Origin of the sequence: Bradyrhizobium sp. UNPF46, assembly GCF_006658625.1 — a bacterium.
Lineage (GTDB): Bacteria > Pseudomonadota > Alphaproteobacteria > Rhizobiales > Xanthobacteraceae > Bradyrhizobium > Bradyrhizobium nitroreducens.
The window spans coordinates 1-26,379 of sequence record NZ_LFJB01000085.1 but is presented as its reverse complement, the minus strand read 5'-3'; the positions used below and the strand labels follow the sequence as shown (position 1 = coordinate 26,379).

General features: G+C 64.0%; 20 protein-coding genes. 16 read left to right on the top strand and 4 right to left on the bottom strand.

All coding sequences use genetic code 11. The features are described from left to right. Window positions 1-10 precede the first annotated feature (10 nt). From UNPF46_RS30575 to UNPF46_RS30550, 5 genes are all read left to right on the top strand, one after another. Entirely contained in the window at window positions 11-142 is a 132-nt protein-coding gene (locus tag UNPF46_RS30575; protein WP_502705508.1) for a hypothetical protein, read from the top strand. A 150-nt stretch (window positions 143-292) separates the two neighbouring features. After that, the gene (locus tag UNPF46_RS30570) at window positions 293-862 is read left to right on the top strand and encodes an HdeD family acid-resistance protein (protein WP_142252471.1); all 570 of its coding nucleotides are present in this window, start codon (window positions 293-295) and stop codon (window positions 860-862) included. A gap of 241 nt (window positions 863-1,103) precedes the next feature. Further along, window positions 1,104-2,315: an ABC transporter substrate-binding protein gene (locus tag UNPF46_RS30560; RefSeq protein WP_181770185.1), complete on the top strand. Its 1,212-nt coding sequence runs from the start codon at window positions 1,104-1,106 to the stop codon at window positions 2,313-2,315. Window positions 2,316-2,505: 190 nt separating this feature from the next. Further along, complete coding sequence (locus UNPF46_RS30555; protein ID WP_142252469.1) at window positions 2,506-3,717, top strand: acyl-CoA dehydrogenase family protein; 1,212 nt, start codon at window positions 2,506-2,508, stop codon at window positions 3,715-3,717. A gap of 111 nt (window positions 3,718-3,828) precedes the next feature. Further along, entirely contained in the window at window positions 3,829-4,560 is a 732-nt protein-coding gene (locus tag UNPF46_RS30550) for a hypothetical protein (RefSeq protein WP_142252468.1), read from the top strand. Window positions 4,561-4,660: 100 nt separating this feature from the next. Here UNPF46_RS30550 and UNPF46_RS30545 read toward each other — a convergent pair whose 3' ends face one another. Together UNPF46_RS30545 and UNPF46_RS30540 are read right to left on the bottom strand one after the other, a co-directional pair. Then, window positions 4,661-6,178 carry a M81 family metallopeptidase gene (locus tag UNPF46_RS30545; RefSeq protein ID WP_142252467.1) on the bottom strand — a complete coding sequence of 506 codons (1,518 nt, stop codon included), beginning with the start codon at window positions 6,176-6,178 and terminating at the stop codon, window positions 4,661-4,663. A gap of 249 nt (window positions 6,179-6,427) precedes the next feature. After that, window positions 6,428-8,167, bottom strand: coding sequence for a methyl-accepting chemotaxis protein (locus UNPF46_RS30540; protein ID WP_142252466.1), 1,740 nt, complete (start codon window positions 8,165-8,167; stop codon window positions 6,428-6,430). A 317-nt stretch (window positions 8,168-8,484) separates the two neighbouring features. Between UNPF46_RS30540 and UNPF46_RS30535 the strand changes: the two genes are divergently transcribed. The 4 genes from UNPF46_RS30535 to UNPF46_RS30520 all read left to right on the top strand — a co-directional run bounded on the left by UNPF46_RS30535 (window position 8,485) and on the right by UNPF46_RS30520 (window position 14,965). Beyond that, window positions 8,485-9,867: an ethanolamine ammonia-lyase subunit EutB gene (locus UNPF46_RS30535; RefSeq protein ID WP_142252465.1), complete on the top strand. Its 1,383-nt coding sequence runs from the start codon at window positions 8,485-8,487 to the stop codon at window positions 9,865-9,867. Window positions 9,868-10,021: 154 nt separating this feature from the next. Then, window positions 10,022-11,608: a B12-binding domain-containing radical SAM protein gene (locus tag UNPF46_RS30530; RefSeq protein ID WP_142252464.1), complete on the top strand. Its 1,587-nt coding sequence runs from the start codon at window positions 10,022-10,024 to the stop codon at window positions 11,606-11,608. Beyond that, window positions 11,605-12,390 carry an ethanolamine ammonia-lyase subunit EutC gene (gene eutC, locus UNPF46_RS30525; protein WP_142252463.1) on the top strand — a complete coding sequence of 262 codons (786 nt, stop codon included), beginning with the start codon at window positions 11,605-11,607 and terminating at the stop codon, window positions 12,388-12,390. Before UNPF46_RS30530 ends, eutC begins: the two co-directional genes overlap by 4 nt. A gap of 208 nt (window positions 12,391-12,598) precedes the next feature. Further along, entirely contained in the window at window positions 12,599-14,965 is a 2,367-nt protein-coding gene (locus UNPF46_RS30520; RefSeq protein WP_142252462.1) for an efflux RND transporter permease subunit, read from the top strand. 28 nt (window positions 14,966-14,993) lie between these two features. Here the strand turns inward: UNPF46_RS30520 and UNPF46_RS30515 are convergent, their stop codons facing one another. After that, window positions 14,994-15,827: a hypothetical protein gene (locus tag UNPF46_RS30515; RefSeq protein WP_142252461.1), complete on the bottom strand. Its 834-nt coding sequence runs from the start codon at window positions 15,825-15,827 to the stop codon at window positions 14,994-14,996. A 94-nt stretch (window positions 15,828-15,921) separates the two neighbouring features. Continuing rightward, a complete protein-coding gene (locus tag UNPF46_RS30510; RefSeq protein ID WP_100178900.1) occupies window positions 15,922-16,419 on the bottom strand; it encodes a hypothetical protein in 498 nt (165 codons plus the stop codon). 459 nt (window positions 16,420-16,878) lie between these two features. On the opposite strand from UNPF46_RS30510, the gene UNPF46_RS30500 reads away from it, so the two are divergent. The 7 genes from UNPF46_RS30500 to UNPF46_RS30470 all read left to right on the top strand — a co-directional run bounded on the left by UNPF46_RS30500 (window position 16,879) and on the right by UNPF46_RS30470 (window position 25,442). After that, the gene (locus UNPF46_RS30500) at window positions 16,879-17,112 is read left to right on the top strand and encodes a hypothetical protein (protein WP_142252460.1); all 234 of its coding nucleotides are present in this window, start codon (window positions 16,879-16,881) and stop codon (window positions 17,110-17,112) included. 185 nt (window positions 17,113-17,297) lie between these two features. After that, window positions 17,298-18,182 (top strand): squalene synthase HpnC, encoded by an 885-nt coding sequence (gene hpnC / locus UNPF46_RS30495; RefSeq protein WP_100178899.1) that lies wholly within the window; start codon window positions 17,298-17,300, stop codon window positions 18,180-18,182. Then, complete coding sequence (hpnD, locus tag UNPF46_RS30490; RefSeq protein WP_100178898.1) at window positions 18,172-19,011, top strand: presqualene diphosphate synthase HpnD; 840 nt, start codon at window positions 18,172-18,174, stop codon at window positions 19,009-19,011. The genes hpnC and hpnD overlap by 11 nt, the downstream gene beginning before the upstream one ends. Further along, a complete protein-coding gene (gene hpnE / locus UNPF46_RS30485; protein ID WP_142252459.1) occupies window positions 19,011-20,267 on the top strand; it encodes a hydroxysqualene dehydroxylase HpnE in 1,257 nt (418 codons plus the stop codon). Before hpnD ends, hpnE begins: the two co-directional genes overlap by 1 nt. Before the next feature lie 64 nt (window positions 20,268-20,331). Further along, entirely contained in the window at window positions 20,332-22,299 is a 1,968-nt protein-coding gene (gene shc, locus UNPF46_RS30480) for a squalene--hopene cyclase (RefSeq protein ID WP_142252458.1), read from the top strand. After that, on the top strand, window positions 22,296-23,045 hold the full coding sequence (locus tag UNPF46_RS30475) for a phosphorylase (RefSeq protein ID WP_181770184.1): 750 nt from the start codon (window positions 22,296-22,298) through the stop codon (window positions 23,043-23,045). The genes shc and UNPF46_RS30475 overlap by 4 nt, the downstream gene beginning before the upstream one ends. 489 nt (window positions 23,046-23,534) lie before the next feature. Beyond that, on the top strand, window positions 23,535-25,442 hold the full coding sequence (locus tag UNPF46_RS30470) for a GmrSD restriction endonuclease domain-containing protein (RefSeq protein ID WP_181770183.1): 1,908 nt from the start codon (window positions 23,535-23,537) through the stop codon (window positions 25,440-25,442). The last annotated feature ends 937 nt before the right edge of the window (window positions 25,443-26,379 follow it).

The window sequence follows — 26,379 nt, the reverse complement described above, 5'->3', positions numbered from 1 at the left end:
TCTCAACGACGTGCTCAAGCCCGAGCGCGTCGGCGTCATCATCAAGGCAATGCATCACCGCATGACCGCGCGCGGGGGCGTGTTCCGCGACGATGCGCTGACGCGCCAGGAACTGCTGGGGCTCGCCAATTCGGACGAATGACCGGCGCTGGCTCGCGCGGCCGACGCGCCGCATTCGATCTTGATTTGCGTCAAGGTTGCAGCAGGTGAGGGCTGCTCTGCTGGCTGTCGTCCCGATCGGGTGCGTGCTATCCTGGCGCGTGCCCGCGGGCTTCGCATGCAGGAGTGGCCCATGACAAGTGCTTCAGACGCGCCCCACAGTCTCGGCTCGAGTATCTCTGCGCTACATGCCAAATGGGGCTGGATCGTTGCGCTCGGCGTCGTTTACCTCATCGCCGGCTTCGTTGCGCTCGGCAGCATGGTGATGGCGACGGTAGCGAGCGTGATCGTGGTCGGCGCGATGATGATCGTCGCCGGGGTGACCGAGGTGATCGGCGCCTTCCAGATGAAGAGCTGGGGGAAGTTCTCGATCTGGGCCTTGCTGGGCGTGCTCTACATCATCGCCGGCTTCCTCACTTTCGAGAACCCGCTCTTCGCCGCGGTTTTGCTGACGCTGTTCCTCGGCGCCTCGCTGCTGGCCTCCGGCGCAGTCAGGCTGTTTCTCGCCTTCAGCATGAAGCGCGAAAGCCCGTGGGTCTGGGTGGCGCTGTCGGCCGTCGTCACGCTGCTGCTCGGGCTGCTGATCCTGGCGCGCTGGCCGGTGAACAGCGTCTACATCCTCGGTCTGTTCCTCGGCATCGACCTGATCATGGCGGGTGCGGGATGGGTCGGTCTCGGCTTCAGCCTGAAGCGGCGTCACTAGAGCATTTTCGGTTCTGGTTGAATCAGAACCGAAGCTCTAGATTCTTGTTTTGACGCGTTTTCTTCACGCGAACCGGTGTCCACTTCGCTCGAAAACGCTCGAGATCCTGCGTGGTGCGTGCCGGGTCCATCAGCAACTCGACGCAAGACCATCTTGCGGAACTCCGCTGATCTGACGTGCTGACAAAAAGCAGCACGCCGCGCGGTTGTCTCGCGCGGACGATGATCATCGGGGAGAAACCATGAGAGCTGCCTTGGTCCTGGCCGCGGCGCTGGCCGCCGCCTGTCTGCCGACTTCCGTCTCCGCGCAAAAATCCTACGGCCCCGGTGTCAGCGACACCGAGATCAAGATCGGCAACACCATGCCCTATAGCGGGCCGGCCTCGCCGCTCAGCATCACGGGCCGGGTGATCGCGGCCTATTTCGACGAGGTCAACGAGAAGGGCGGGGTCAATGGCCGCAAGCTCAATCTGATCTCGCTGGACGATGCGTTCTCGCCGCCCAAGACCATGGAGGCGGCGCGGCGCCTCGTCGAAGGCGATGGTGTCGCCTTCATCTTCGCGACCATGGGCACGGCGCCGAGCTCGGCGATCGCGAAATATCTGAACAGCAACAAGGTGCCGCAGCTGTTCCTGATCAGCTCGGCCTCGAAGTGGAACGATCCCGCCAACATGCCGTGGTCGATGGCGCTGCCCTGGGCGCCGAACTACACCAGCGAAGCCGCGATCGACGTCGCCTATGCCCGCGCCAAGAACCCGAACGCGCGCTTTGCGGTGCTCTACCAGAACGACGATGCCGGCAAGGAATATCTGCGCGGCGTCAAGGAAGCGCTCGGCGCGGACGCCGACAAGGCGATCGCGATGGCCTCGAGCTTCGAGGTCACGGACCCCACCGTCGATTCCCAGATGCTGACGCTGGCCAATACCAAGGCCGACGTCTTCATGATCTATTCGGTGACGCCGCGCGCCTGCGCGCAAGCGATCCGGAAAGCGCATGAGGTCGGCTGGCAGCCGACGCGCTTCCTCGCCTCGGGCTGCGCCAACAAGGCGACCGTGATGGTGCCGGCGGGTCTCGAGGCCGGCAAGGGCGTGCTGTCGCTCGGCTCGCTAAAACCCTTCGTCGAGCAGCCGAAGGACGATCCGGCGATGACGGCCTATATCGACTTCATGAAGAAGCGCCTGCCCAACGCCGACGTCAACAACGTCGCCGGCCTCTACGGCTACACCGTCGCCGAGGCGCTGGTGGTGCTGCTGAAGCAGTGCAAGGACAATCTGACGCGCGAGAACATCATGGCGCAGGCGGCGAACTTGAAGAATGTGCCGCTGTCGCTGCTGATGCCCGGCATCACGCTGAACACCACCCCGCAGGATTTCCGCCCGATCAAGGACGGCTACATGCTGCAGTTCGACGGCAACGACTGGGTGGTGGCGAGCGAGCTGTTGAAGGGGACGTGAGGAGTGGGACGCGAGTAGCAGCAGAGACGGTGCACCCTCTCCCCTTGTGGGAGAGGGTGGATCGCCGCGAAGCGGCGAGCCGGGTGAGGGGTCTCTATCCTCGTGAGCAGCTTCACGAGTCGAGAGAACCCCTCATCCGGCGCTTCGCGCCACCTTCTCCCACAAGGGGAGAAGGAAAGAGGAGACCCCCATGGACTTTCAACACTCTCCCCGTTCGCTGGAGCTGCAAGAGCGCGTGCGGCAATTCATGCGCGCCGATGTCGAGCCGGTCGAGGAGCTCTATTACGAGCAGGTGAAGCCGGAGGCTTCGCGCTACAAGACGCCGCCTGTGCTGCAGGACCTGAAGCAAATGGCGCGCGAGCAGGGGCTGTGGAACCTGTTCCTGTCAGGCGAGCACGGTCCGGGTCTCACCAATCTCGAATATGCCCCCGTGAAGGAGATCATGGGTCGCATCCTCTGGGCGCCCGAGGTCTTCAATTGCTCGGCGCCCGATGTCGGCAACATGGAGGTGCTGGCGACTTACGGCACCAAGGCGCAGCAGGAGCGCTGGCTGAAGCCGCTGCTCGATGGGCGGATCCGCTCCGGCTTCTCGATGACCGAGCCGCAGGTCGCCTCCAGCGATGCCACCAACATCCAGTGCGCCATCACGCGCGATGGCGACGACTACGTCATCAACGGCCGCAAATGGTTCACCTCCGGCGCGATGAACGAGGATTGCGAGATCCTGATCGTGATGGGCAAGACCGCGCCCGACGATCCCGACCGTCATCGCCAGCAGTCGATGATCCTGGTGCCCAGAAATACCCCCGGCGTCCACGTCGTCCGCGACATGCTCACCTACGGCTATGACGACGCCCCTAGCGGCCATCCCGAGATCGTCTACGACAATGTCCGCGTGCCCGCGGAGAACATCCTGCTCGGCGAAGGCCGCGGCTTCGAGATTGCGCAAGGCCGGCTCGGCCCGGGCCGCATCCACCATTGCATGCGGCTGATCGGCTGCGCCCAGCGCGCGCTCGAATTGATGTGCCGGCGCGCCGTCTCGCGCGTCGCCTTCGGCAAGCCGCTGGCCGAGCAGGGCTCGGTGCGCGAGGACATCGCGCACTCCTTCTGCGAGATCGCGCAGGCGCGGCTGCTCACGTTGCAGGCCGCCGACAAGATGGACCGCGAGGGCAACAAGGCCGCGCGCGACCTGATCGCGGCCGCCAAGATCGTGGTGCCCAGCATGGCCGCGCGCGTGATCGACCGCGCCATCCAGATCCACGGCGCCGCCGGCGTCTCGCAGGATACCTTCCTCGCGCGCGCCTATGTCTACGCCCGCTTCATCCGCATCGGCGACGGGCCGGACCAGGTGCATCTGGCCGCGGTGGGCAAGGAGCTGATCAAGCGCGGTGGGGTGATGTAAGTCGCGACCTCACGGAGATTACGCGGTACTTGGGTGCTGAGATTTGGTACCATCCGGAGCCCTTTGCTTCTTTCTCGAGGGAAGCAGAGCAAAATTCTTAATGGACTTAAAATGCCCGGTGACGCTTCCGATAAACAGAACGCTCCCCCGAGCGAGTATCAAGAGGCATCTGACGATTGGCGATTCCGCCTTGCAAAATGGTGGAAAGACAGAGTGCCAAACCCAATAACGTTCTTCACGTTTTTGCTGGTCATAATAGGTGCGTTGCAGTTGCGCACGTACATGCAGGCCAACGAGATAATGAAGGCGGATCAGCGTGCTTGGGTGGGAATAAACGAAATCGAATTGGCTGACCCGCCTAGAGTCAAAGAACTTCTCGTCCTCGCGGTGGGCTATGCCAACTTCGGAAAGGAGCCCGCAAAGAATGTGAATTTCGACAGAACCGACAGCTTTACGGCTACTATCCCTTCCAATGTGCCCCCGGAACTTGTCCCGAGATTTGATAGCGAGTGCAATATCGATGGCTCAGACCCGGAGGGCCGAGCCACCGGAGAAACGTGCAAGGCAAGAATCGAAAAAAACTTAGCGCAATGCCGCTACACAAATAGCACTCCACCGGGCCGCGTCGTGTTTCCGGGTAAGGGAAGCTTCCCTCTTCCTGTCAGCGAAGGCGCAATGCGGGGCAATATCAACACTAAAGAAAGAGTGATCGTCCTTACCGGATGCGTCACCTATTTGACTTTCGAACAAGTCCACTACAGCTCATTTTGTTATTTTTATCGCGGAGGACAAACCCCGCCCAAGACCATGAAGCCTTGCCCTATCGGTAACGACGCAAACTAGGAAAATTTGTCAGAATACGCCGCTCTTTCGCAGACACACCAACAGTCTCGCCGGCACCCTACGGGGAATGTCAATGCTGACGAAGGCCGAGCGGGCAGGTTCACCCCGGCATGACGTCGTCGAGCGGCCAGATCGGGCGGCGGACTTTTCGGTACGACAGCTTGCTGTGATCGAAGGTGGCAAGGCCACCGCTATCGGCCAGGATCACCTCCTTGGCCATGGGCCCGAAAGCAGCTCGGAAGTGGTGCGCAGACTTGACCGCGACGATCCGGAATTGAGCCGGTTCGGCTCCCAGAATCCGGAACATTTCCTGATCATAGGTCTGCAGCGTGTTGGTCGAAATCGCGATGGAGATGCCGTCGACCTCGAGCAAGGCGCTCGGCCCGAGCGTCAGGGGCTGCCCGGCATTCATCGGCCCCTCGCAGACGAAGGCGCCGTCCGACAGTCCGGTGACCCGCCCGGTCAGCGTGAGCGGAGGTCCGTAGCTTTCGGGGTGGCGCTTGGCGCCGAGAACGACATCGAGGCTCGCCCCAAGGCCCGCGTCATGGCAGCGCGCCGCGGCCTCGGGATCGCCGAGGACACCGAACAGCACGCCGCGGATCCCGGCCTGCAGCAGCGCCTCGAGCAGGCGGATGCCGTCGCCGTAGGCGCCCGAACCCGGGTTGTCGCTGAAGTCCGCGATCACGAGGGGGCGGGTGTCGGCGACATCGGCTGCGGCTGCCGCGGCAAGCCTCGTCGCGGCCGGCAAATCGAGCGCTGTGACGGTCACTTCGGCTCGGCGGCGGACCATCTCGTCCTCGAGCGCCGCTGCAGCCTGCCGCGCCGCCGTTTCGGCAGCGTTGTGGGAGGAATCGTAGGTGATTTGAACGCTCGGGCCGACCTCGGCGATATCAGAGCGGCTAAAGCCCGCGCAGACGTCGACGGAGAGCAACCCGGGCGTTTGCGCCTGCATGTCCGCGGCACGCTTCAGCAGGTCGCTCATCACGCCGCCCTGGGTCCGTCCGTGATTGCAGCCGTCGAGCAGAGCCGGTTGCGAGCGGAAGACCTTCGGGCGGGTCGTGCCGTCCATCGCCGACTGCAGCAGCTCGGCGGCGCGGAACGCCGTCTCGTACTGGTCGATATGCGGATAGGTGCGGTAGGGCAGCATGATGCTGGCCAGCCGGCCCATGCGCTCGGTGACGTTGGCATGCAAGTCGAGCGTCACCGCAATCGGGATCGTGTCGCCAAGACGCTTGCGCAATCCTTCGAGCAGTGCGCCTTCGGCGTCGTCCTCGGTCTCGGTCACCATCGCGCCGTGCAAGGCCAGGATGACGCCGTCGAACGGCCCGGTTTCGCAGGCTGCAAAGACCAGCCGCTGCAGCTCGGCCCAGCACGCGGCCGTCACCTTCCCGGACGGGGTGGCCGCGGCGGCGACCGGCTGCACCAGGGTCCAGCCGTAGCGTTTCGCGGCGGCCAGATGCGCGGCGATCTCCATTCTGGTGTCGGCCAGCGCCGCGGCGATTTCGCCGTCACGCAGGAACAGCCGTTTGCGATAGTCCTCGAGTGTCGTCGGAATGACCGAGAAAGTGTTGGTCTCGTGGGCGACCTGCGCCGAGAGAACGCGCCGCGTCGGGCTCATGGAATTCCTTTGTTCTTTTTTTATGCAATCGCAGTCAGCCGCGCCGACACGCACCGCGTCCTGCCCGGCACTGCTTGACCGCATCGTGCCTCTGTTTTGCCCGACGAGTCAAAATCAATACCGGTAAGAACAGCAGGTTTTGCGCTGGCCACCAACTCATTGAAAAACCTGCCCCCTGCTACTGTGCATGGGGTTGTTTTGCAGTTTTTTGTTTGGAGGACCCGCCGCCCGGCTGCGGCGGGCGCGCCGTCACCCCGCCTTGGTGATACGGCCGTCCGTGGCCCCCGAGCGCAGGTTCTGGAAGAACGTCTCCACCTCCCGTGACAGCGTGTCCGCCGTCGCGGTCAGGCTGCTCGCGGCCGTGAGCACCGAAGCTGCCGCCGTGTCGGTCTCGCCGATGGCGTCGCGCAGCGAGGTGATGTTGGCGACCAGCGTCTCGTTGCCTTGCGCGGCGCTTTGCGCGTTGGACGAGATCTCGCGCGTGGCGGCGTCCTGCTGGCCGATGGCGCCGGCGATTGCGGAGGTGACCTCGTTGATCTCGCGCACCGCGCCGCCGATCTCGCGCACGGCGTCGACCGCGTTGCGGGTCGAGGCCTGGATCATCGCGACGTTCTCGCTGATCTCGGCGGTCGCCTTGGCGGTCTGGCCCGCGAGCGTCTTCACTTCATGGGCGACCACGGCAAAGCCGCGACCGGCCTCGCCCGCGCGGGCCGCTTCGATGGTGGCGTTGAGCGCGAGCAGATTGGTCTGCTCGGCGATCGCCTGGATCAGATTGAGCACGCCGTCGATGCGCTGCGTGGCGGCGGCGAGGCTCTCGATCTCGGAGATCGACTTCTCGGTGCGCTGGCCGGTCTGCTCGACGGCGCCGGCGCTCTGGCGCACCTGGCGGCCGATCTCTTCCACCGAGGCCGACAGCTCCTCGGCGGCGCTCGCCACCGCCGTGACGTTGTGGGAGGCCTGCTCGGTGGCGTTGGCCGCCGTGCCGGCACGGCTGTTCGCGTCCGCCGTGACGCGGGTGATGGTCTGCGCGGTCTCGCGCATGGCGGAGGCGTTGTCGCCGAGGCCGCGCATGATGGCGCCGATCGCCTCGCGAAACTGCTCGACGGATTGCTCGATGTGGCGGGCGCGCTCCTCGCGAGCGGCGGAGTCCTGCGAGACCCGCGAGGCGAGGTTGCGGTTGCGGCCCATGGCCTCCTGGAACACCTGGATGGCGCGGGCCAGCGCGCCGATCTCGTCGGCGCGGTCGGCGTGCGGCACCACGACGCCCTCAGCCCCGTCGGCGACCTGCTTGATGGTGGAGGTGATCGTGGCGAGCGGCCGGGCGACCGAGCGGGCGATGATGACGATGCCGACCACGACCAGGGCCAGCGCCACGCCGCCGAGGCAGGTCAGCACGAAGGAGAGGGTGCGGATGGTCTCCGTCTCGCGCGCGATCTGCCTGGCGCGCTCGGCATAGACCTTGGACAGCGCCTCGAGATCCTTGTTCAGCGCCGAACGCACGGCCCGGTTGGCGTCGTTGTCGCCCCATTCGCGGCCCGCGGCCGCATTGATCTCGACGCCGCGGCGCACCAGCTCCTTGCGGAATTCGACGAATTGTTCGATGCGCTTCTTGAAGGTGGCGAACTGCTCGGCATCGTCGGCCCTGACGATGGTCTCCCAGCGCTTCACGACGTCGAGGATCTGGGCGTTGAACTTGAGCAGGCCTTCGCCGTATTTCTTCACCACGGCCGGCTCGGTCGACATGTAGACGCCGCGCGATTCCATCACCACCGCATAGACCAGCGAGTTGACGCGCTCGACATTCAGCGCGGCGGCGTTCGCCGTCTCGATCGCGTTGGTCAGGTCGGCGCCGCGACGGCTGTTGTAGTCGGACAGCATGGCGATCGCCGCCGTGAGCAGCGCGAACAGCGCGAAGATGGCATAGAGCTTGGTGGCAAGCGTGAAGCGGCCAGCCAGCTTGGCGGCATTCCCAGATCGGTCTGAGGTCATGGTGTTCAGGGGCCCGGAATGGCCTGAAGTGGCCGGTGAGCGGGATCGTGTAAAATTGATGCAAAAATATGCAGGGCGAAGATGGATGCGGCGTTAACGCGGGGCCCGGGAAGAGGGCGCCCGGTCGGCGGAATGACGAATTATTTCAGCTGGTTGGTGGGAGACTGTCGGTTTTCGGCAGATCGCCCCCGGGCGAACCCGTGGAGAGCCCTCACATTGGCGTGCATGCCGGCCGCCAAGCGCGTATTCCTTGACGGAGGGATCGCCTTCAAGATCGACCGGACTCGGCCACCGGCCGACGAACCCCGGAGACACCCTTGGTCTACCGCCACACCATCGACGCCACGACCCACACGTTCCCGGACCTGCGCGATCTCCTTGCCAAGGCAACGCCGCCGCGTTCCGGCGACCGGCTGGCCGGGATCGCCGCCGGCACGGCCGAGCAGATGATCGCGGCGCGGATGGCGCTCGCCGACGTTCCGCTTACCCAATTCCTCCAGGAAGCCGTCATCCCCTATGAGGCCGACGAGGTCACCCGCCTCGTCATGGACGGCCATGACGCGAAGGCCTTCGCACCGGTGGCATCCCTGACGGTCGGCGGCTTCCGCGACTGGCTGCTGTCGGATGCTGCCACGCCCGAGGTCCTGAAGACGCTCGCGCCCGGCATCACGCCGGAGATGGCGGCCGCGGTCTCGAAGCTGATGCGCAACCAGGATCTGATCCTGGCGGCGCGGAAATGCGCGGTCACCACCGCCTTCCGCAACACCATCGGCCTGAAGGGCCGGATGAGCACGCGGCTGCAGCCCAACCATCCGTTCGACGACGCCAGGGGCATCACCGCCTCGATCCTGGACGGCATCCTGCTCGGGGCCGGCGATGCCTGCATCGGCATCAATCCGGCCAGCGACGATCCGGCCGTGATCGCGCAATTGCTGCGGCTGCTCGACGAGATCATCGCGCGGCTGAGGATCCCGACGCAGGGGTGCGTGCTGACCCATGTCACGACGACGCTGTCGCTGATCGGGCAGGGCGTGCCGGTCGACCTGGTCTTCCAGTCGGTCGCCGGAACCGAGGCCGCCAACCGCAGTTTCGGCATCGACCTTGCCCTGCTGAAAGAGGCGCAGGAGGCCGGGCTGTCGCTGCGGCGCGGCAGCGTCGGGCAGAACCTGATGTATTTCGAGACCGGCCAGGGCTCTGCGCTGTCGGCTGGCGCCCATCACGGGGTCGACCAGCAGACCTGCGAGGCGCGTGCCTATGCGGTCGCCCGCGCCTTTGCCCCGCTATTGGTCAACAGCGTGGTCGGCTTCATCGGCCCGGAATATCTCTACGACGGCAAGGAAATCATCCGCGCCGGGCTGGAGGATCATTTCTGCGGCAAATTGCTCGGCCTGCCGCTCGGGATCGACATCTGCTACACCAATCATGCCGAGGCGGACCAGGACGACATGGACAATCTGCTGACGCTGCTCGCCGCCGCCGGCGTCACCTTCATCATGGGCGTCCCCGGGGCCGACGACGTCATGCTGAACTACCAGTCGACGTCTTTTCACGACGCGCTCTATGTCCGTGACGTCTTCGGTTTGCACCGCGCGCCGGAATTCGACGATTGGCTGGCGCGGTCGGGCATCACAGGCGCCGATTTCCGCATTGCCGGCGATCCAGGTCTGTTGCCCGATTTTGCCTCGCGACTGATCGCCTGAGGCGGTTCGAAGCGTCGCGCCCTCCTCGGAAACTATCTGCATCCTCCGGAATTATGCTTGTGCCACAATATTGAGAAATTCCGGCGGCAGCATTACGCTATATGTCTGGCTGGCAATTTCCGCACCATCAGTCGAGCGTGGCGGGGGAGCTTAGATGCGAGCTGCAATTAACGGAACGGCCCGGCGGATTCTCTGCGTGTTTCCGCGCTACACCTCCTCGTTCGGTACGTTCGAGCATTCCTATCCCCTGACCGACGGTGTCCGCGCCTTCATGCCCCCGCAGGGGCTGCTGCTGATCTCCGCCTATCTGCCGCCGGATTGGCAGGTCAAGTTCGTCGACGAGAACCTCCGCAGCACCACCAGGGAAGAGTTCGAATGGGCGGAAGCGGTCTTCGTCAGCGGCATGCATATCCAGCGCCAGCAGATGAACGACATCTGCCGCCGCGCGCATGAATTCGACCTGGCCGTTGCGCTCGGCGGTCCCTCCGTCAGCGCCTGTCCGGACTATTATCCCTCGTTCGACTATCTCCATGTCGGCGAGCTCGGCGACGCCACCAACCAGCTGATCGAGATTTTGTCGCGCGACCCCTCGCGGCCGGAGCAGCAGGTGGTCCTCACGACCAAGGACCGGGTGCCGATGACGGAGTTTCCGATCCCGGCCTACGAACTTGCCGACGTGAAGAAGTACATGCTCGGCAGCATTCAGTATTCCAGCGGCTGTCCCTATCAGTGCGAGTTCTGCGACATCCCGGGCCTGTACGGCCGCAACCCGCGCATCAAGTCGCCGCAGCAGATCATCGCCGAGCTTGACCGCCTGCGCGAATGCGGCATGACCGACACGGTCTATTTCGTCGACGACAATTTCATCGGCAACCGCAAGGCGGCGATGGACCTGCTGCCGCACCTGATCGAATGGCAGAAACGGACCGGCTATGTGGTGCGGCTCGCCTGCGAGGCGACGCTCAACATCGCCAAGCGGCCCGAAATCCTCGAGAAGATGCGCGAGGCCTATTTCATCACCATCTTCTGCGGCATCGAGACGCCGGATCCGGACGCGCTGCATGCGATGCAGAAGGATCACAACATGATGGTCCCGATTCTCGAGGGCGTGCGTGCGATCAACTCCTACGGCATGGAGGTTGTGTCCGGCATCATCATGGGGCTCGACACTGACGGCCCCAATACGGCCAATGCGCTGCTCGAATTCGTCGAGGAATCCCGGATTCCGCTGCTCACCATCAACCTGCTCCAGGCGCTGCCGAAGACGCCGCTGTGGGACCGGCTGGAGCGGGAAGGCCGCCTGGTCGAGGACGAGGGGCGCGATTCCAACGTCGACTTCCTGCTGCCTTATGACGAGGTCGTGGCGTCCTGGAAGCATGCCATGGGCGTCGCCTACGAGCCCGAAAAGGTGTTCGCGCGCTTCCAGTATCAGTGCGACAACACCTATCCCAACCGTCTCAAGATGCCGGTGCCTGACGAGATGAAGACCTGGGCCAACATCCGGCGCGGCCTGATCATGATCAGGAACATCTTCTGGAAGGTCGGCGTGCTCGGCGACTACAGGCGCGCGTTCTGGAAGTTTGCGCTCGGACGCATCAGGCGCGGCGACCTCGAAGGCCTGATTGGCTGCACGCTGATCGCACACCATCTCATCACCTTCGCGCGCGCGGCCTCCAGCGGCGCGCAGAACGCCTCGAACTATTCGATTCGGCTGCGCGAGGCCGCCGTTCCCGCCGAATGAGCGACAAGTCCGCTCCGGCGCGCCCGACCATCGATCTCAGGTCGTTCACGCCCGCGCGCGTCGCGCTCGGGCGCAGCGGGGCAAGCGTGCCGACGAAGCCGCTGCTCGATTTCACGCTGGACCATGCCCGTGCGCGCGACGCCGTGCATGCCGCCTTCGACGCGCCGCGGCTGGTTTCGGATCTTCACGCACTGGGTCTCGTCGTCACCGAGGTGAGGAGCCAGGCGCTCGACCGCAGGGAATATCTGCGCCGGCCGGATCTCGGGCGACGGCTCGATGCAGAATCCGCCGAAGTGCTCGCGCAAAGTGCCGCCGAGCCATGCCAGCTCGCACTCGTGATCGGCGACGGCCTGTCGGCGGCGGCGGTTCATGCCCATGCGGTGGCGCTGGTGCGGCGCCTGCTGCCGCTGCTCGCGGAAGGGGAGCACGTCGCGCTCGGCCATGTCGTCGTCGCCTCAGGCGCGCGCGTTGCGCTCGGTGACGAGATCGGCGCCATTCTCGGCGCGCGCATGGTCGTGATGCTGATCGGCGAACGCCCCGGCCTGTCCGCACCCGACAGTCTCGGCGCCTATTTGACCTTCGCGCCGAAGCCCGGCCGCACCGATGCCGAGCGTAATTGTGTCTCGAACATCCACAAGGCCGGGTTGAGCTATGACGAGGGCGCCTTCAAGATCGCCTGGCTGGTCCGCGAGGGGCTGGCCCGAGAGGTTAGTGGCGTGGCGCTGAAGGACGAGAGCGCGGACCGCGCGCCGCGTCGAATTGGCACATTCTCGGCGTGCTGACCGGGAGCAGGACCCGAAATCGCCGCATCTTGATCGATTTGCCCACCCTTCGCCTGCTTGCGAGAGGGGCGATTGACCTGCTAAACCGCTGCCAGCGATTTTCCGCGCATTTTCAAGGGGCAAGCCTCCCATTGGTATGGCGTTTTCAAGCCGTTCGCGGGGCGCAACAAGCTCTCAACACCGAGCCGATTTAGGAACTGGATAAGGCATGCTCGAAAAGCACAGCGAGAATGAGGTTCATGTCGACAAGGTCGAGCAGGGACCGGCGTCCTCGATCGCCTTCGGGCTGGAACGTCTCGGGCTGATCGCCGTCCGGGCGCCGATCGTCTCCTGCATCATCCTGCTCGCGCTGATCGTCGGTGCCGTGTTCGGCATCCACCGAATCAAGATCGACGATTCGCTGTCGCAGCTGTTTCGTTCCGACACCCGCGAATTCAAGCAGTATGAAGAGGTGACCAAGAAGTTCCCGGCCGAGGAATTCGACGTCCTCGTCGTGGTCGAGGGCAAGACCCTGCTGGCGCGGAACAATCTCGAGAAGCTGCGCGACTTCGTCACCGATCTGCAGTTGGTCGAGGGCACGCGGGGACTGGTCTCGCTGTTCTCGGCGCGCCAGGCGCCGGCGCCGGGCAAGCTGCCGGCGGCGCTGTTTCCGGCCGAGCTGCCCGAGGGCGCGGCCTATGACAAGTTCATCGAGACCGTCAAGAACAACGAGATCATCCGCGGCAAGCTGTTGTCGGAAGACGGCACGCTGGCGCTGATCGTGCTGTCGCTCGATCCGGAGGTCGTCGCCTCCAACAAGCTGACCAAGACCGTCGGCGACATCCGCGCGCTGATGAAGGAGGATCTCGGCGAGACCGGGCTCAACGTGCAGCTCTCCGGCGTGCCGGTGATGCAGCTCGAGATCCGCAATGCCGTCGAGCGCGACGGGCTGACCTACAACATCCTCGGCATTCTCGCCGGCTGCGTCATCGCCATCATCTTCTTCCGCAAGATCTCGTTCATGATCGCGGCGGCATTCCCGCCGATGATCGCGATCCTGCTGGCGCTGGGCGCGCTCGGCTGGGCCAATTTCAATCTCAACATGTTCCTGAACGTGATGACGCCGCTCATCATGGTGATCAGCTTCTCGGACTCGATGCAGCTCACCTTTGCCGCGCGTGACCGGCTGATCGCAGGCCAGGACAAGTTCACCGCGTTCAAGAACGCGGTCCTCGTCGTGGGCCCGGCCTGCGTGCTGACGCACGGCACCGCCGGCATTTCCTTCATCGCGCTGCAGTTCTCCAATTCCGACCTGATCCGCAAGTTCGGTGAGGCAGGCCTTGCCGCCACCATCATCGCGCTGGTCGCCGTGCTGTCGCTGGTGCCGGTGTTCGGCGTGCTGTTCGTGCGCAACGAGAAGGTCTTTGCGGTCAAGTTCCAGGGCGCCGATGCCGGCGTCCAGGCGCTGCGCAATTTCTGCTACTGGATCGCCGTGCGCATGGTGGGCCGTCCCGGCCTGTTCAGCCTGATCGCGGTGCTGTTCGTCGGCGGCCTCGGCGTCATTTACGCCAATCTGGAGCCGCGTTACCGGCTTGCCGACCAGGTGCCGGACAAGCGCCAGGCCGTCGCCGCGAGCGATCGGCTGGATGCCAAGCTCACCGGCGCCAACCCCGTCAACGTGCTCGTTGCGTTTCCCAAGGGCGAGACGCTGTACTCGCCGGAGACGCTCCAGACCATCGCGGATGTGCATGCGACGGTCGAGAAAGCCGCCGGTGTCGGTAACGTCTGGTCGCTGGAGACGCTGCGTCGCTGGCTGGCGGAGAAGGCCGGCAGTGCCGACGTCGCGACCCTCAAGGAATATGTCAGCGTCATCCCCGAGCATCTGGTGCGGCGCTTCATCGACGCCGAGCAGGACGCCGTCGTGGTCGCCGGCCGCGTGCCGGACAAGGATTCCAGCCAGCTCCTGCCGATCGTGGACAAGCTCGATACCGAGCTCAATGCCGTCCGCAACAAGCATCCCGGTTACGAAATCGCAGTGACGGGTCTTGCCGCGATCGCGGCGCGCAACTCGGCCGGCATGATCGAGAAGCTGAATCATGGCCTCACGATCGAATTCGCGCTGGTCGCGATCTTCATCGGTCTGGCCTTCCGCTCATGGGTGGTGACGCTCGCCTGCATCCTGCCGGGCATCTTCCCGGTGGTGATGTCGGGCACGGTGCTGTGGGCGATGGGCGAGGGGCTGCAATTCGCCAGCGTCGTCGCGCTCACCGTCTCGTTCGGCCTCGGCCTCAGCGCCACCATCCACTTCCTCAACCGCCTGCGCCTCGAGAACAAACCTGGGGTGGGCTCCGCGCTCGCGGTGGAGCGGGCGACCGTGCTGGTCGGACCTGCGCTGATCCTGACCACGGTGGTGCTGGCCTGCGGCCTCGTCGTCACCGTGTTCTCCGACCTGCCGTCGCTGCGGCTGTTCGGCTGGCTCAGCGCCTTCTCGATGGTGATGGCGCTGGTCGCCGACCTCTTCATCCTCAGGCCGACGGCGATGTGGCTGATCAATTTGCACGCCAGGCTGCAGGGGACCGACAAGCCGGCGATCTGAGCGCGGGGCGGCGAAGGCCGCCCTGCGCTCACGCTTCGATACGGACGATCCCGTACGGATTGAACTTGAAATCGCGCTCGGCGTAGTCCTGCTCGCGCGACAGCGTGAGCTTGCGCTCGCGCAGCGTCGCATCGACGCCGCGCTCGGCCATGGCGTCGGCGATCTCGTCCATCAACGTCACCGCGGACCGGTCGTTGCCGCGCGATTTCGCGACATAGACGTCCGGCAAGCCGACGAGGTGGTAGCCGACGCTCTCAAAATAGCGATCCCCCGCGAGCGGGCGCTTGGCGAAAGCAAGCCGACAAGCCCTGGCGGCGGCGGGCGTCATGCGGAGGCCTTGGTCTGTCTTCGCGCCGTTGCGCGCCTGCTCGGCGAGGCTGCGCCAGCGCGCGACGCCATGCGCCACGCCGGCACTTTCGCCTTTCGCTGCAATGGCGCCAGCGTCGAACATCTCGTCCACAATCTGCAGCGCTGCGGCCGAACCGGCGGCTGTTTTCTCCTGATCCATCCGCGGGCTGAGCACGTAGAGGACCGATTTGTGGTTGGCCACGGCGGCCTCGTCTGCCGCTGACCACGCTTTCGGGAAGACGCGGTCCCAGCACACGCCGAACGACCGCGCCATGTTCGGATCCGGTTTTGCCTGCGAATAGGTGCGGTCGATCTCGAAGCCGAAATCAGCGATCGTCTTGGCCACCGCTTTCGGCGGCTGCAGCAGGCGGTCGTCCTTGCCGAGGAAGCAGAGGACGTGACGCGGCTTCACGGATGAAGGCTGCATGGTCGCTCCCTGCTGATCGTTGGCGAAGGCACGAGTGGCCACGAAGAGCCCGGCGGCCTTGAGCAGATGTCTGCGTATCGGGTCCATCTCGGCACGTCCGTTGCGGATGAGCTCATGCCAGCAAAAAGCCCCCGGCTCGCGAGAACCGGGGGCCGTATGTCTCTCGGCTGGGAAGAGCGTATCAGCTCTTGGTCATGGTGATGTTGACGCCGCGGATCTCGCCCTTGGAGGAGATCTGCACCGTCTGCTTGCTGCCGTTGGTGCGCAGCGAGAGGTTGGCGGCAAAGCCGTTGGCCTCCACGAACACGTCGATCTGGCCGCCGCCGGCGGTGCCCTGCAGATTGCCGAAGATGTTGCGGCTGGACTCGCTCCAATTGCCGGAGATGCGCTCGCCCTGGCTCGTCACGTCGCTGGTGAGGTCGAACTTGTAGCTGTCGGAGGCGCAGTGCAGCGCCTGCTTCAGATTGAGGCCGCTGCCGGCGACCTTGTAGTCGGCCTTGCAGCGAATGCGCTCGGTGGAGCCGTCGGACAGCGACACCGTGCCGGTGCCGGTCCATGCGCCGTCGAAACCGGCAAACGGGCCGGAGGACTGGGCGTGGCTCGCCGAAATCGAGAAGAGCAGTGCCGCCCCAATGCCGGCCGCCTTGATTGCCAGTCCAGATCGCCCAAAGAATGTCATCTCGAATATCCCGTTTTGGAATGACGCCCGCTTACGCGTGATAACGTCTCGCCACATCGAAAGTTTAGTGCTCCGAGCCAGTGTCAGGTTCAAAGCCAGGGCGCCAGAGATGGTGGTTCACGTCACCGCGTGCCAGGCCCGATCCGCTGATTTGCCTTGTTTCGGCATGTTTCTGGCGGGAAACGAGGTGCGGACAGATGCAGCTCTGCAACAGGTATGCAGTAAAATACGATGTATCTGAATTATGATGTAGTATCAACCCCTTACATCTGTCAATGGAGGTTGAGGGAAGACCTGATTTGGTGGACGCGGCGCCAATTTGGCCGCATTTGCCAGTGCTTGTGCCTTCTCTGAGGCCGCACCTGTCGCGGCGACTTGCTATCAGAACAATCCGTTCCGGTCGTCCGCCCCGCGCGGTCCGGGGCCGGTGCGATTCTGCCGCCAGAATGAAGGAATACAATGCGTAAGCTTCTCGTCGCTCTCACCCTGCTGTCGGCATCTGTTTCGACGGCGGCGTTCGCCCAGCAGGGGCGTGGCACGGACGCCGAGCAGAAGGCCTGCACGCGTGACGTGCAGAAGTTCTGCCGCCCGGTCATCGACCAGGGCGATTTCACCATCCTGGCCTGCCTCAAGGAAAACCGGCCCAAGATCTCGCAGGCTTGCGACCAGGTCCTGAAGAACCACAACCAGTAAGCCATTGGCCCACAAAGGCGGCCCCAGGGCCGCCTTTTCCGGGCCGATCCGCGGAAGGGCAGCCATCGCCAGACAGGATTGGTTTTGCGGCCGTATTCCCCTATATGGGGGCCGCGGCGGATCGCCGGCATGAGCCCGCGAGCGAAGAAGCCCTTTCTGTCCAAACGATTGTAAACCAGCCCTCGATGACCTCTGCGAGCGAATTGCGATCCGGCAAGGGTGACCGCGACGAGAACTTTCCCGTCGCGTCCTGGATCATTCATCCGCGTCATCGTGCGCTGATCCTGGCCTATTACAATTTCGTCCGCACCGCCGACGACATCGCCGACCACGCGACGCTGCCGCCCGACCAGAAGCTCAGCTATCTCGACCTGCTCGAGGCGGAGCTGCTCGGCAAGGGCGACACCCAGGCCGAAGCCGTCGTCCTGCGCCGTGCCCTGGCCGAGCGCGGCATGGCGCCGCGCCACGCGCTCGACGTGCTGATCGCCTTCCGCATGGACGTCACCAAGCTGCGCTACGAGAATTGGGACGAGGTCATCCACTATTGCCGTTACTCGGCGATGCCGGTCGGCCGCTTCATGCTCGACGTCCACGGCGAGAGCACCTCGACCTGGGCCGCATCGGACGCGCTCTGCGCCGGCCTGCAGATCAACAACCACCTCCAGGATTGCGGCAAGGATTTCCGCGAGCTCAACCGCGTCTATCTGCCGCGCGATGCGCTGGCAGCACACGGTGCCTCGGTCGAGCAGCTCGGGCTTTCGCAGTCGCCGCCGGCGATGCTGGCCTGCCTGCAGGCGCTTGCCGTTCGCAACGAAGCGCTGCTCGACGAGGGCAGGGCACTCGCTGCGGAGATCCGGGATTTCCGTCTCGGCATCGACGTCGCGGTGATCCAGGCCTATGCCGACCGCATCGTGCGCCTGCTCAAGGTGCGCGATCCCCTGCGCGAGCGGGTGCATCTGAACAAGTTCGAGCTGCTCGTCTTCAGCCTTGCCGGAATGCTCAGTGAGGCCGGCCGCCGCGCGATCGGACGCAAGGCCATTTCCAGACCGGGGACTGCCCATGACGCTTGAGGCGACAGCGCCCGGCGCCGATTATGGCTCGACCGCATCCGGCAGCTCCTTCTACGCCGCGATGCGCATCCTGCCGCATGACCAGCGCGAAGCGATGTTCCAGATCTACAGCTTCTGCCGCCAGGTCGACGACATCGCCGATTCCGACGGTCCGCGCGAGGAGCGGCTCGCCGCGCTTCAGCAGTGGCGCAACGACATCGAGGCGCTCTATCAGGGCAATCCGCCGCCGCGGCTGAAGGACTACGTCGCCTCGGTGAAGACCTTCGGGCTCAAGCGCGAGGATTTCCTGGCGATCGTCGACGGCATGGAGATGGACGTGCCGCAGGACATCCGCGCGCCCGACATGGCGACGCTGGATCTCTACTGCGATCGCGTCGCCAGCGCCGTGGGACGGCTCTCGGTGCGGGTGTTCGGCCTGCCGGAAGAGGACGGCATCCAGCTCGCCTATCATCTCGGCCGCGCGCTTCAGCTCACCAATATCCTGCGCGACATCGACGAGGACGCAGGGCTCGGCCGGCTCTATCTGCCGCGCGAGGCGCTGCTGCATGCCGGCATCACCTCCGACGATCCGAACCGCGTGATTGCCGAGCGCGCGCTGCCGAAGGTCTGCATGCCGCTGACGCAGCGTGCGAAGGCGCATTTCGAGAAGTCGGACGAGATCATGAACCGCAACAAGCGCCGCGTCGTGCGCGCGCCGCGGATCATGTCGAAATACTATCATTCCATTCTGGATCTCCTGATTGCGCGCGGCTTCAACGCGCCGCGCCAGCCGGTACGTGTGTCGAAGATCACACGCATCCTGATCCTGCTCCGTTACGCTTTTCTCTGATGCAAAACACAGCTCACATCATCGGTGCCGGCATTTCCGGCCTTTCCGCCGCCGTGCGGCTCGCCAATGCCGGCTTCAAGGTCGCCGTGCACGAGGCCACGCACCAGGCCGGCGGCCGCTGCCGTTCCTATTTCGACGGCGCGACCAACCTCACCATCGACAACGGCAATCATCTGCTGCTGTCGGGCAACAGCCACGCGCGCGCCTATGCGCGCTCGATCGGCACCGAGGCCGGCCTCGTCGGACCCGAGAGCGCGCAGTTTCCTTTCGTCGACATCAAGACCGGGCAGCGCTGGCAGATCGATCTCGGCGCTGGCCGATTGCCGACCTGGGTGCTCGACGAGAGCCGCCGTGTGCCCGACACCGGCCTTGTCGATTATCTGAAGCTGGCGCCGCTGATCTGGGCGTCGGAGGAGACGCTGGTCGGCAAGTCCATTCCGACCGAAGGCATCCTCTATCAGCGCCTGGTGCAGCCGCTGCTGCTCGCCGCCCTCAACGTCGATCCGCCCGAGGGCTCGGCGGGACTTGCCGGCGCGATCGTGCGCGAGACGCTGCTTGCGGGCGGGCAGGCCTGCCGTCCGCTGATCGCGCGCGACGGCCTCAGCGCCGTGCTGATCGAGCCCGCCGTGAAGTTCTTGGGCGATCGCGGCCACACCGTTCAGCTCGGCCATGAGCTGCGCTCGTTCACGACCGGCGACGGCAAGGCGGCTGCGCTGAATTTCGGCGGCGAGGACGTGATCCAGCTCGCCGAAGGCGACGTCGTCGTGATGGCGGTGCCGCCGCGCGCGGCGACGAGTCTCATGCCGGGCCTGAAGGCGCCGACCGAATTCCGCGCCATCGTCAACGCCCATTTCCGCTTTGAGCCGCCGCCCGGCTCGGCGCCGATCCTCGGCGTGATCGGCGGCGTGGTGGAGTGGCTGTTCGCGTTCCCGAACCGGCTGTCCGTCACCATCAGCAACAGCGACCGTCTGGTCGACATGCCGCGCGAGGAGCTGGCGCAGACGATCTGGAACGACGTCTGCAAGGCGGGCGGCGTGTCCGGCGAGCTGCCGCCGTGGCAGATCGTGCGCGAGCGCCGTGCCACGTTTGCGGCGACGCCGGCCCAGAATGCCCTGCGTCCGGGGCCGGTCACTGCGCTGAAAAACCTGTTCCTTGCGGGGGATTGGACTGCTACGGGATTGCCAGCAACCATCGAGGGATCGGTCCGGTCGGGTGATCGCGCCGCCGATCTGGTGCTGGCCGCCAAAGCATCCTGAAAGGCGGCCCTGACGGGCAAGTGTCCCGGTCAATTTCAATCGACTATCGGAGCAATCGAGCCAGATGGATTCCGTGAACGCCACCACCCGCGAAGCCATTCAGTCGGGCATCCTGGAATCGAGCATTGCATCGGCGACGCAGGGCGTCCTCGACTTCCAGCAGTCCGACGGCCATTGGGTGTTCGAGCTCGAGGCCGACTGCACGATTCCGGCCGAATACGTCCTCCTGCGCCACTATCTCGCCGAGCCGGTCGATGCCGTGCTCGAAGCCAAGATCGGCAATTATCTTCGCCGCGTGCAGGGCGCCCATGGCGGCTGGCCGCTGGTGCATGACGGCGAGTTCGACATGAGCGCCAGCGTGAAGGCCTATTTCGCGCTGAAGATGATCGGCGATTCCGTCGACGCCCCGCACATGGTGCGCGCGCGCGAGGCGATCCACGCCCGTGGCGGCGCCATTCACAGCAACGTCTTCACGCGATTCATGCTCGCCATGTTCGGCGTGGTGACCTGGCGCGCGGTGCCGGTGCTGCCGATCGAGATCGTGCTGCTGCCGTTCTGGTCGCCGTTCCACATCAACAAGATTTCCTACTGGGCGCGCACCACCATGGTGCCGCTGATGGTCATCGCCGCGCTGAAGCCGCGCGCGAAGAATCCGAAGGGCGTCGGCATCGACGAGCTGTTCCTGCAGGATCCGCGCTCGATCGGCATGACGGCCAAGGCGCCGCACCAGAGCATGGCCTGGTTCCTGCTGTTTCGTTCGCTCGATGCGATCCTGCGCGTGGTCGAGCCGATGTTTCCCAAGAGCCTGCGCCAGCGCGCGATCGACGCCGCGCTCGCCTTCACCGAGGAGCGGCTCAACGGCGAGGACGGCATGGGCGCGATCTATCCGCCCATGGCCAACATCGTCATGATGTACGATGCGCTCGGCAAGGACGAGAACTATCCGCCGCGCGCGGTCACCCGCCGTGGCATCGACAAGCTGCTCGTCATCGGCGAGGACGAAGCCTATTGCCAGCCCTGCGTCTCGCCGGTCTGGGACACGACGCTGACCGCGCATGCGCTGCTGGAAGCCGGCGGCGACAAGGCGGTGCCCGCGGCGAAGCAGGGCCTCGACTGGCTGATCCCGAAGCAGGAGCTCGAGGTGAAGGGCGACTGGGCGGTGAAGCGGCCCGACGTGCGTCCGGGCGGCTGGGCCTTCCAGTACAACAACGCCCATTACCCCGACCTCGACGACACCGCCGTGGTGGTGATGTCGATGGACCGCATGCGCCGAGAGCACGGCGCCACCGGCTATGACGCGGCGATCGCCCGCGGCCGGGAGTGGATCGAGGGCATGCAGAGCGACGACGGCGGCTGGGCCGCTTTCGACGTCAACAACCTCGAATATTACCTCAACAACATCCCGTTCTCGGACCACGGCGCGCTGCTCGACCCGCCGACCGAGGACGTCACCGCGCGCTGCATCTCGATGCTGGCCCAGCTCGGCGAGACCGAGACGACCAGCAAGCACGTCGCCGCCGGCGTCGCCTACTTGCGCAAGACCCAGCACCCCGAGGGGTCCTGGTACGGCCGCTGGGGCATGAACTTCATCTATGGAACCTGGTCGGTGCTCTGCGCCCTCAACATGGCCGGCGTCCGTCACGACGACCCCATGATTCGCAAGGCCGCAGCCTGGCTGGCCTCGATCCAGAACCAGGACGGCGGCTGGGGCGAGGACGCCGTCAGCTACCGGCTCGATTACAAGGGCTGGGAAGCCGCCCCCTCGACCGCCTCGCAAACGGCATGGGCCTTGCTTGCCCTCATGGCGGCAGGCGAGGTTGATCACCCGGCCGTCGCCCGCGGGGTGGAGTACCTGATTGCAACACAAAACAAAAAAGGATTGTGGGACGAGCAGCGGTACACCGCCACAGGCTTCCCCCGCGTGTTCTATCTGCGGTATCATGGTTACCCAAAGTTCTTTCCGCTGTGGGCACTGGCGCGGTATCGGAACTTGCGGAGCACCAACAGCAGGGTGGTAGGGGTCGGAATGTGACTTTGGGGACGGGGGACTATCTTACCGCGGGCAATGCCATTGATCCGCGGCCGATCTTGATCGTGACTGGATTGGTGCAGGAGGCCCGCATCGCGGCCGGCCCCGGCATGGCTGTCATCTGCTCATCCAGCAGCCCGACCCAGTTGCGGGCGCTTTTGACCGTGGTGGATCCCGAGACGATTCGCGGCGTGATCTCGTTCGGCGTGGCCGGCGGGCTCGACCCGAGCCTGCGCTCCGGCGACGTCGTGCTGGCGACCGAAGTGCTGTCCGGCGACACCCGCTGGGCCGCCGGCCTCTCGCTCGGCGACGACCTCATCGACCGCCTGACCTCGGGCCGCCGCCGCGTGGTGCGCGGCAGCCTCGCCGGTGCCGAGGAAGTGGTCACCAAGCGCGCCTGCAAGGCCGCGCTGCACTCCGAGACCGGCGCCTCCGCCGTCGACATGGAAAGCCACATCGCGGCCGCCTACGCCGCCGAGGCCGGGCTGCCCTTTGCCGCGGTCCGCGTCATCAGCGACCCCGCCCACCGCGCGCTGCCGGCGCTCGCCCGCGCCGCCATCAAGCCGAATGGCCAGATCGACCTCGCTGCCGTGCTTCGCGGCATCGTCCGCAATCCGGCGACGCTGCATGCCCTGGTCTCGACCGGTATCGACTTCAACCGCGCGCTGCGGAGCTTGCGCGGCTGCCGCGACTATCTGATCGGCACCGAGCTGATCGAGAGCGAGGCGTTGGTGTCGAAGGCGGCGTGAGTGGCGTCGGAGGGTGAGATAAGGAAAAGGCCCGGTCGCGCGACCGGGCCTTTTTCGTTGAAGCGAAGCAGGTCCTAGGATTGGCGGAGCGCTTTCGAAACCGCCCCGTCGGGCGAGCCGATGGTGTGATGGGCAGACAGAAGACAATCCATCGATTTGTGGTGCGGTGGTGATGGATTTGCGCGAAGAGTTCACCCGTCCTGTCTATCGTATTCCAGTGCGCTCAATTCACGGTGGCCTACTTGGGAATCATGATGCCGGTTAGTCTATCTTGGTCTTAGGTCACCCGCGCTTCAAGCACCGGCAGTCATACGAGCGAAACTCCCGAGGGTCGTTAGAGGCATGCGCTCATAGACGCAAAGAGGGCGCTCATAGGTGCTTTTTCTTCTACAACTGACAGTTAATATCTTTTCAGGTTCAATTCTCAATAGCAGAATAAGTGTGGGGCCAAGGTAGGGAATCACCGGGTGCGCCCTTGTGGGGAGGCAAATGGCCGGTTCGACATTTAAGACCAATCCGTTTGAACTGAACAAGCTTCTTGAGGAGTGTGCCGAGGGCATTATTCAACTGCCCGATTTTCAGCGTAGCTGGGTTTGGGACGAAGACCGCATCAAAAGCCTCATCGCATCCGTCTCGCGAGCCTTTCCGGTCGGCGCGTTGATGTCTCTGGAGACTGGCGGGCCGGTAAACTTCAAACCGCGGCCCATTGAAGGGGCGCCTCCAGAAGCCAAGAAAACAGCTCCTCAGTCGTTGTTGCTCGATGGGCAGCAGCGAATGACTTCGCTCTATCAGGTGACCTTGCGCAACAAGGTTGTTGAAACCGAAACGCCCAAAAAGAAAAGGGTCAAGCGTTGGTTTTACATTGATATCCGAAAGGCTCTCGATCCATCTGTAGACCGGGAAGAGGCCATCATCGGTGTTCCCGAGGACAAAATCATCCGCAAGGATTTTGGCCGGACAGTCGAGTTGGATCTCTCAACGCCCGCCGCTGAATTCGCCCTGTTGATGTATCCCCTCACACAAGTCTTTGATTGGGATAGGTGGCAAGATGGATTTGATGCGCACTGGCGCGGAGATCAGAACGAAGTCGTTCGCGAAGAATTTCGTGCCTTCAAGAGACAGATTCTTGAGAACTTCAAGCGATATCAAGTCCCCGTAATTGCACTCGACCGCTCGACTTCGAAGGAGGCGGTCTGCGTCGTCTTCGAAAAGGTGAATACTGGTGGCAAGGCGCTCGATGCCTTCGAACTCGTTACGGCCATGTATGCCGCGTCAGGACACGAACTGCGGAAAGACTGGTATGGCGACGAACAGACACCCGGCCGCCTGCAGCGTTTTTCTGAGACGCTACGCGCGCCTGGCGCAACAACTAGCATTATCGCCGGCGTCTCAAACACCGACTTCTTGCAAGCCATTTCCCTTTTTTACACGCGCGATTGCCGACGCATTGCCGAAGCCGCGGGCAAGCAGGGCAGGGAGTTGCCAGCTGTATCCGCCAATCGCCAAGCCCTCCTGAATTTGCCGCTGGCCGAATACAAAAAGTATGAAGCTCAGGTAGAGCGCGGCTTTATTCAAGCCGCCAAATTCCTCCTTATGCTGCACATCTACCGGATATTTGATCTTCCCTATCAGTCTCAGGTAGTGCCGCTTGCCGCGATCTTGGCCGATATTGGTGATAGTTGGGAGCATGACGCCACCCGCGCAAAAATCGAGCGCTGGTACTGGAATGGCGTGTTTGGTGAGCTTTACGGATCCGCTGTAGAGTCCCGCATTGCCAAGGATTTCTTGGAGGTGCCGGTCTGGCTAAAGGGCGGCCCGGAACCATCGACCGTGAGCGAAACACTGTTTCGCGCCGATCGCCTCAAATCAATGCGTATGCGATTGTCCGCAGCTTACAAGGGCATGAACGCGCTGCTTATGAAGGTGGGCGCCCAGGATTTTCGCTCAGGTCAAAAATTCGATCACACAGTTTTCTTCGGCGAGAATGTCGACATCCATCACATCTTTCCGCAAGATTGGTGCAAAAAACAAGGCCTTAAACCCAAGGTCTATGACTCGATTATAAATAAGACGCCGCTTTCGTCCCGTACAAATATCATCATTGGGGGCGTGGCTCCGTCGGAGTATCTTGCAAAGCTAGAGAAGGGCGGCCGTATTACGCCGCCCATTGATGCTCGCAATCTCGATAGATATCTCCAGACGCATCTGATCGATCCCGTGCTACTGCGGGCTGATCGCTTCGACGAATTCTTAGCGGACCGGCAAAGACGATTGCTTTCTCTTATTGAGCAGGCCACAGGGAAAGAAGCCTATTCCGGAACAGAAGCCGAGGAAGGCGAAGACGTTGATGTAAATGAGGACAATCTCGAAGCCGAATATACGGTGGCCATTGGGTAGAAGTGTTGTCATTCCGGACGTGACGTGACGTTGCCGTGGCAGCGCTGGACTGCACCCCTCCGTAGGATCGGGTTAAGTCTTTGTGAAACAACCCATTGCCTCCCGCTCTCTGAAGCCGTGGCAGCGTCGATTGGGAGCTGTTTGTGTGTCTCGTGAAACGCCGCGCTGAGTAGCGCGGCATGATCCGCCAGTACGATAGCTTCGCCCAACGCGGAAGGTTTCGCAGGAGGTCAACCCATTCTATAGCTTAATCAGCGTCACTTGTCGGATTACGGGTGACCGTCCGTTTATTTGCCGTGGAATCAAGGCTGACGCCGCGCTCGACCGCTGCTCGAAGCGATGCTTGGTCCCGGCGGCGCTCCCGCTGAGAGGCAAAGTAGGACGGCTTCACTTTGCCGCGCACCTCGATCTCGTCGGACGACAGGGGCGCCAAGCGGCTGGTCAAAACGACCCGTCGGGCAAAACACCCCAACACCCGTCAACCCCTCGCTGCAAAAATATTCCACTTTCCCGAATTTCGGATTTATGGCATAGAGCGCTCATCCCGGCCCTGCCAGAGGGGCGCTTCGCGATCGTCACGAGATGCGGGTCGGGGTGCGGTGGACGCGGCAGCGCCGGCGCGAACGCGATGACAGGGACGGGTGACCGTTGAGTCATGCGCGACGCGCTACGACACGGCGCCGTCAAAGCGGCCAGGCAGGACTTCGGGGGCGAGCACACGCGAGCCTCCGATGCTTTCGGCAGGGCCGTCCGCGGACGGAGAAGTCGTGTGGTCCCGACGCCCGGGGTTCTGGCGTCAAGGCTCGCGGTGATGTGGCCGCCAACCGGCGGCACATCGACCATCCGTGAGACGACGGGGGCAATAGTGCAACGCTCCCCGAGGAGAGCACGAAGGACACCGTTAAAACCATCCGCGCAGGGAAGGCCGGGCGACCGG

Coding starts and splice junctions, on each gene's coding strand:
- hpnD (WP_100178898.1), top strand. CDS start 18,172: ATGACGCTTGAGGCGACAGCGCCCGGCGCCGATTATGGCTCGACCGCA.
- eutC (WP_142252463.1), top strand. CDS start 11,605: ATGAGCGACAAGTCCGCTCCGGCGCGCCCGACCATCGATCTCAGGTCG.
- UNPF46_RS30520 (WP_142252462.1), top strand. CDS start 12,599: ATGCTCGAAAAGCACAGCGAGAATGAGGTTCATGTCGACAAGGTCGAG.
- UNPF46_RS30545 (WP_142252467.1), bottom strand. CDS start 6,178: ATGAGCCCGACGCGGCGCGTTCTCTCGGCGCAGGTCGCCCACGAGACC.
- UNPF46_RS30510 (WP_100178900.1), bottom strand. CDS start 16,419: ATGACATTCTTTGGGCGATCTGGACTGGCAATCAAGGCGGCCGGCATT.
- UNPF46_RS30540 (WP_142252466.1), bottom strand. CDS start 8,167: ATGACCTCAGACCGATCTGGGAATGCCGCCAAGCTGGCTGGCCGCTTC.
- hpnC (WP_100178899.1), top strand. CDS start 17,298: ATGACCTCTGCGAGCGAATTGCGATCCGGCAAGGGTGACCGCGACGAG.
- UNPF46_RS30550 (WP_142252468.1), top strand. CDS start 3,829: ATGCCCGGTGACGCTTCCGATAAACAGAACGCTCCCCCGAGCGAGTAT.
- hpnE (WP_142252459.1), top strand. CDS start 19,011: ATGCAAAACACAGCTCACATCATCGGTGCCGGCATTTCCGGCCTTTCC.
- UNPF46_RS30470 (WP_181770183.1), top strand. CDS start 23,535: ATGGCCGGTTCGACATTTAAGACCAATCCGTTTGAACTGAACAAGCTT.
- UNPF46_RS30555 (WP_142252469.1), top strand. CDS start 2,506: ATGGACTTTCAACACTCTCCCCGTTCGCTGGAGCTGCAAGAGCGCGTG.
- UNPF46_RS30530 (WP_142252464.1), top strand. CDS start 10,022: ATGCGAGCTGCAATTAACGGAACGGCCCGGCGGATTCTCTGCGTGTTT.
- shc (WP_142252458.1), top strand. CDS start 20,332: ATGGATTCCGTGAACGCCACCACCCGCGAAGCCATTCAGTCGGGCATC.
- UNPF46_RS30570 (WP_142252471.1), top strand. CDS start 293: ATGACAAGTGCTTCAGACGCGCCCCACAGTCTCGGCTCGAGTATCTCT.
- UNPF46_RS30560 (WP_181770185.1), top strand. CDS start 1,104: ATGAGAGCTGCCTTGGTCCTGGCCGCGGCGCTGGCCGCCGCCTGTCTG.
- UNPF46_RS30515 (WP_142252461.1), bottom strand. CDS start 15,827: ATGGACCCGATACGCAGACATCTGCTCAAGGCCGCCGGGCTCTTCGTG.
- UNPF46_RS30500 (WP_142252460.1), top strand. CDS start 16,879: ATGCGTAAGCTTCTCGTCGCTCTCACCCTGCTGTCGGCATCTGTTTCG.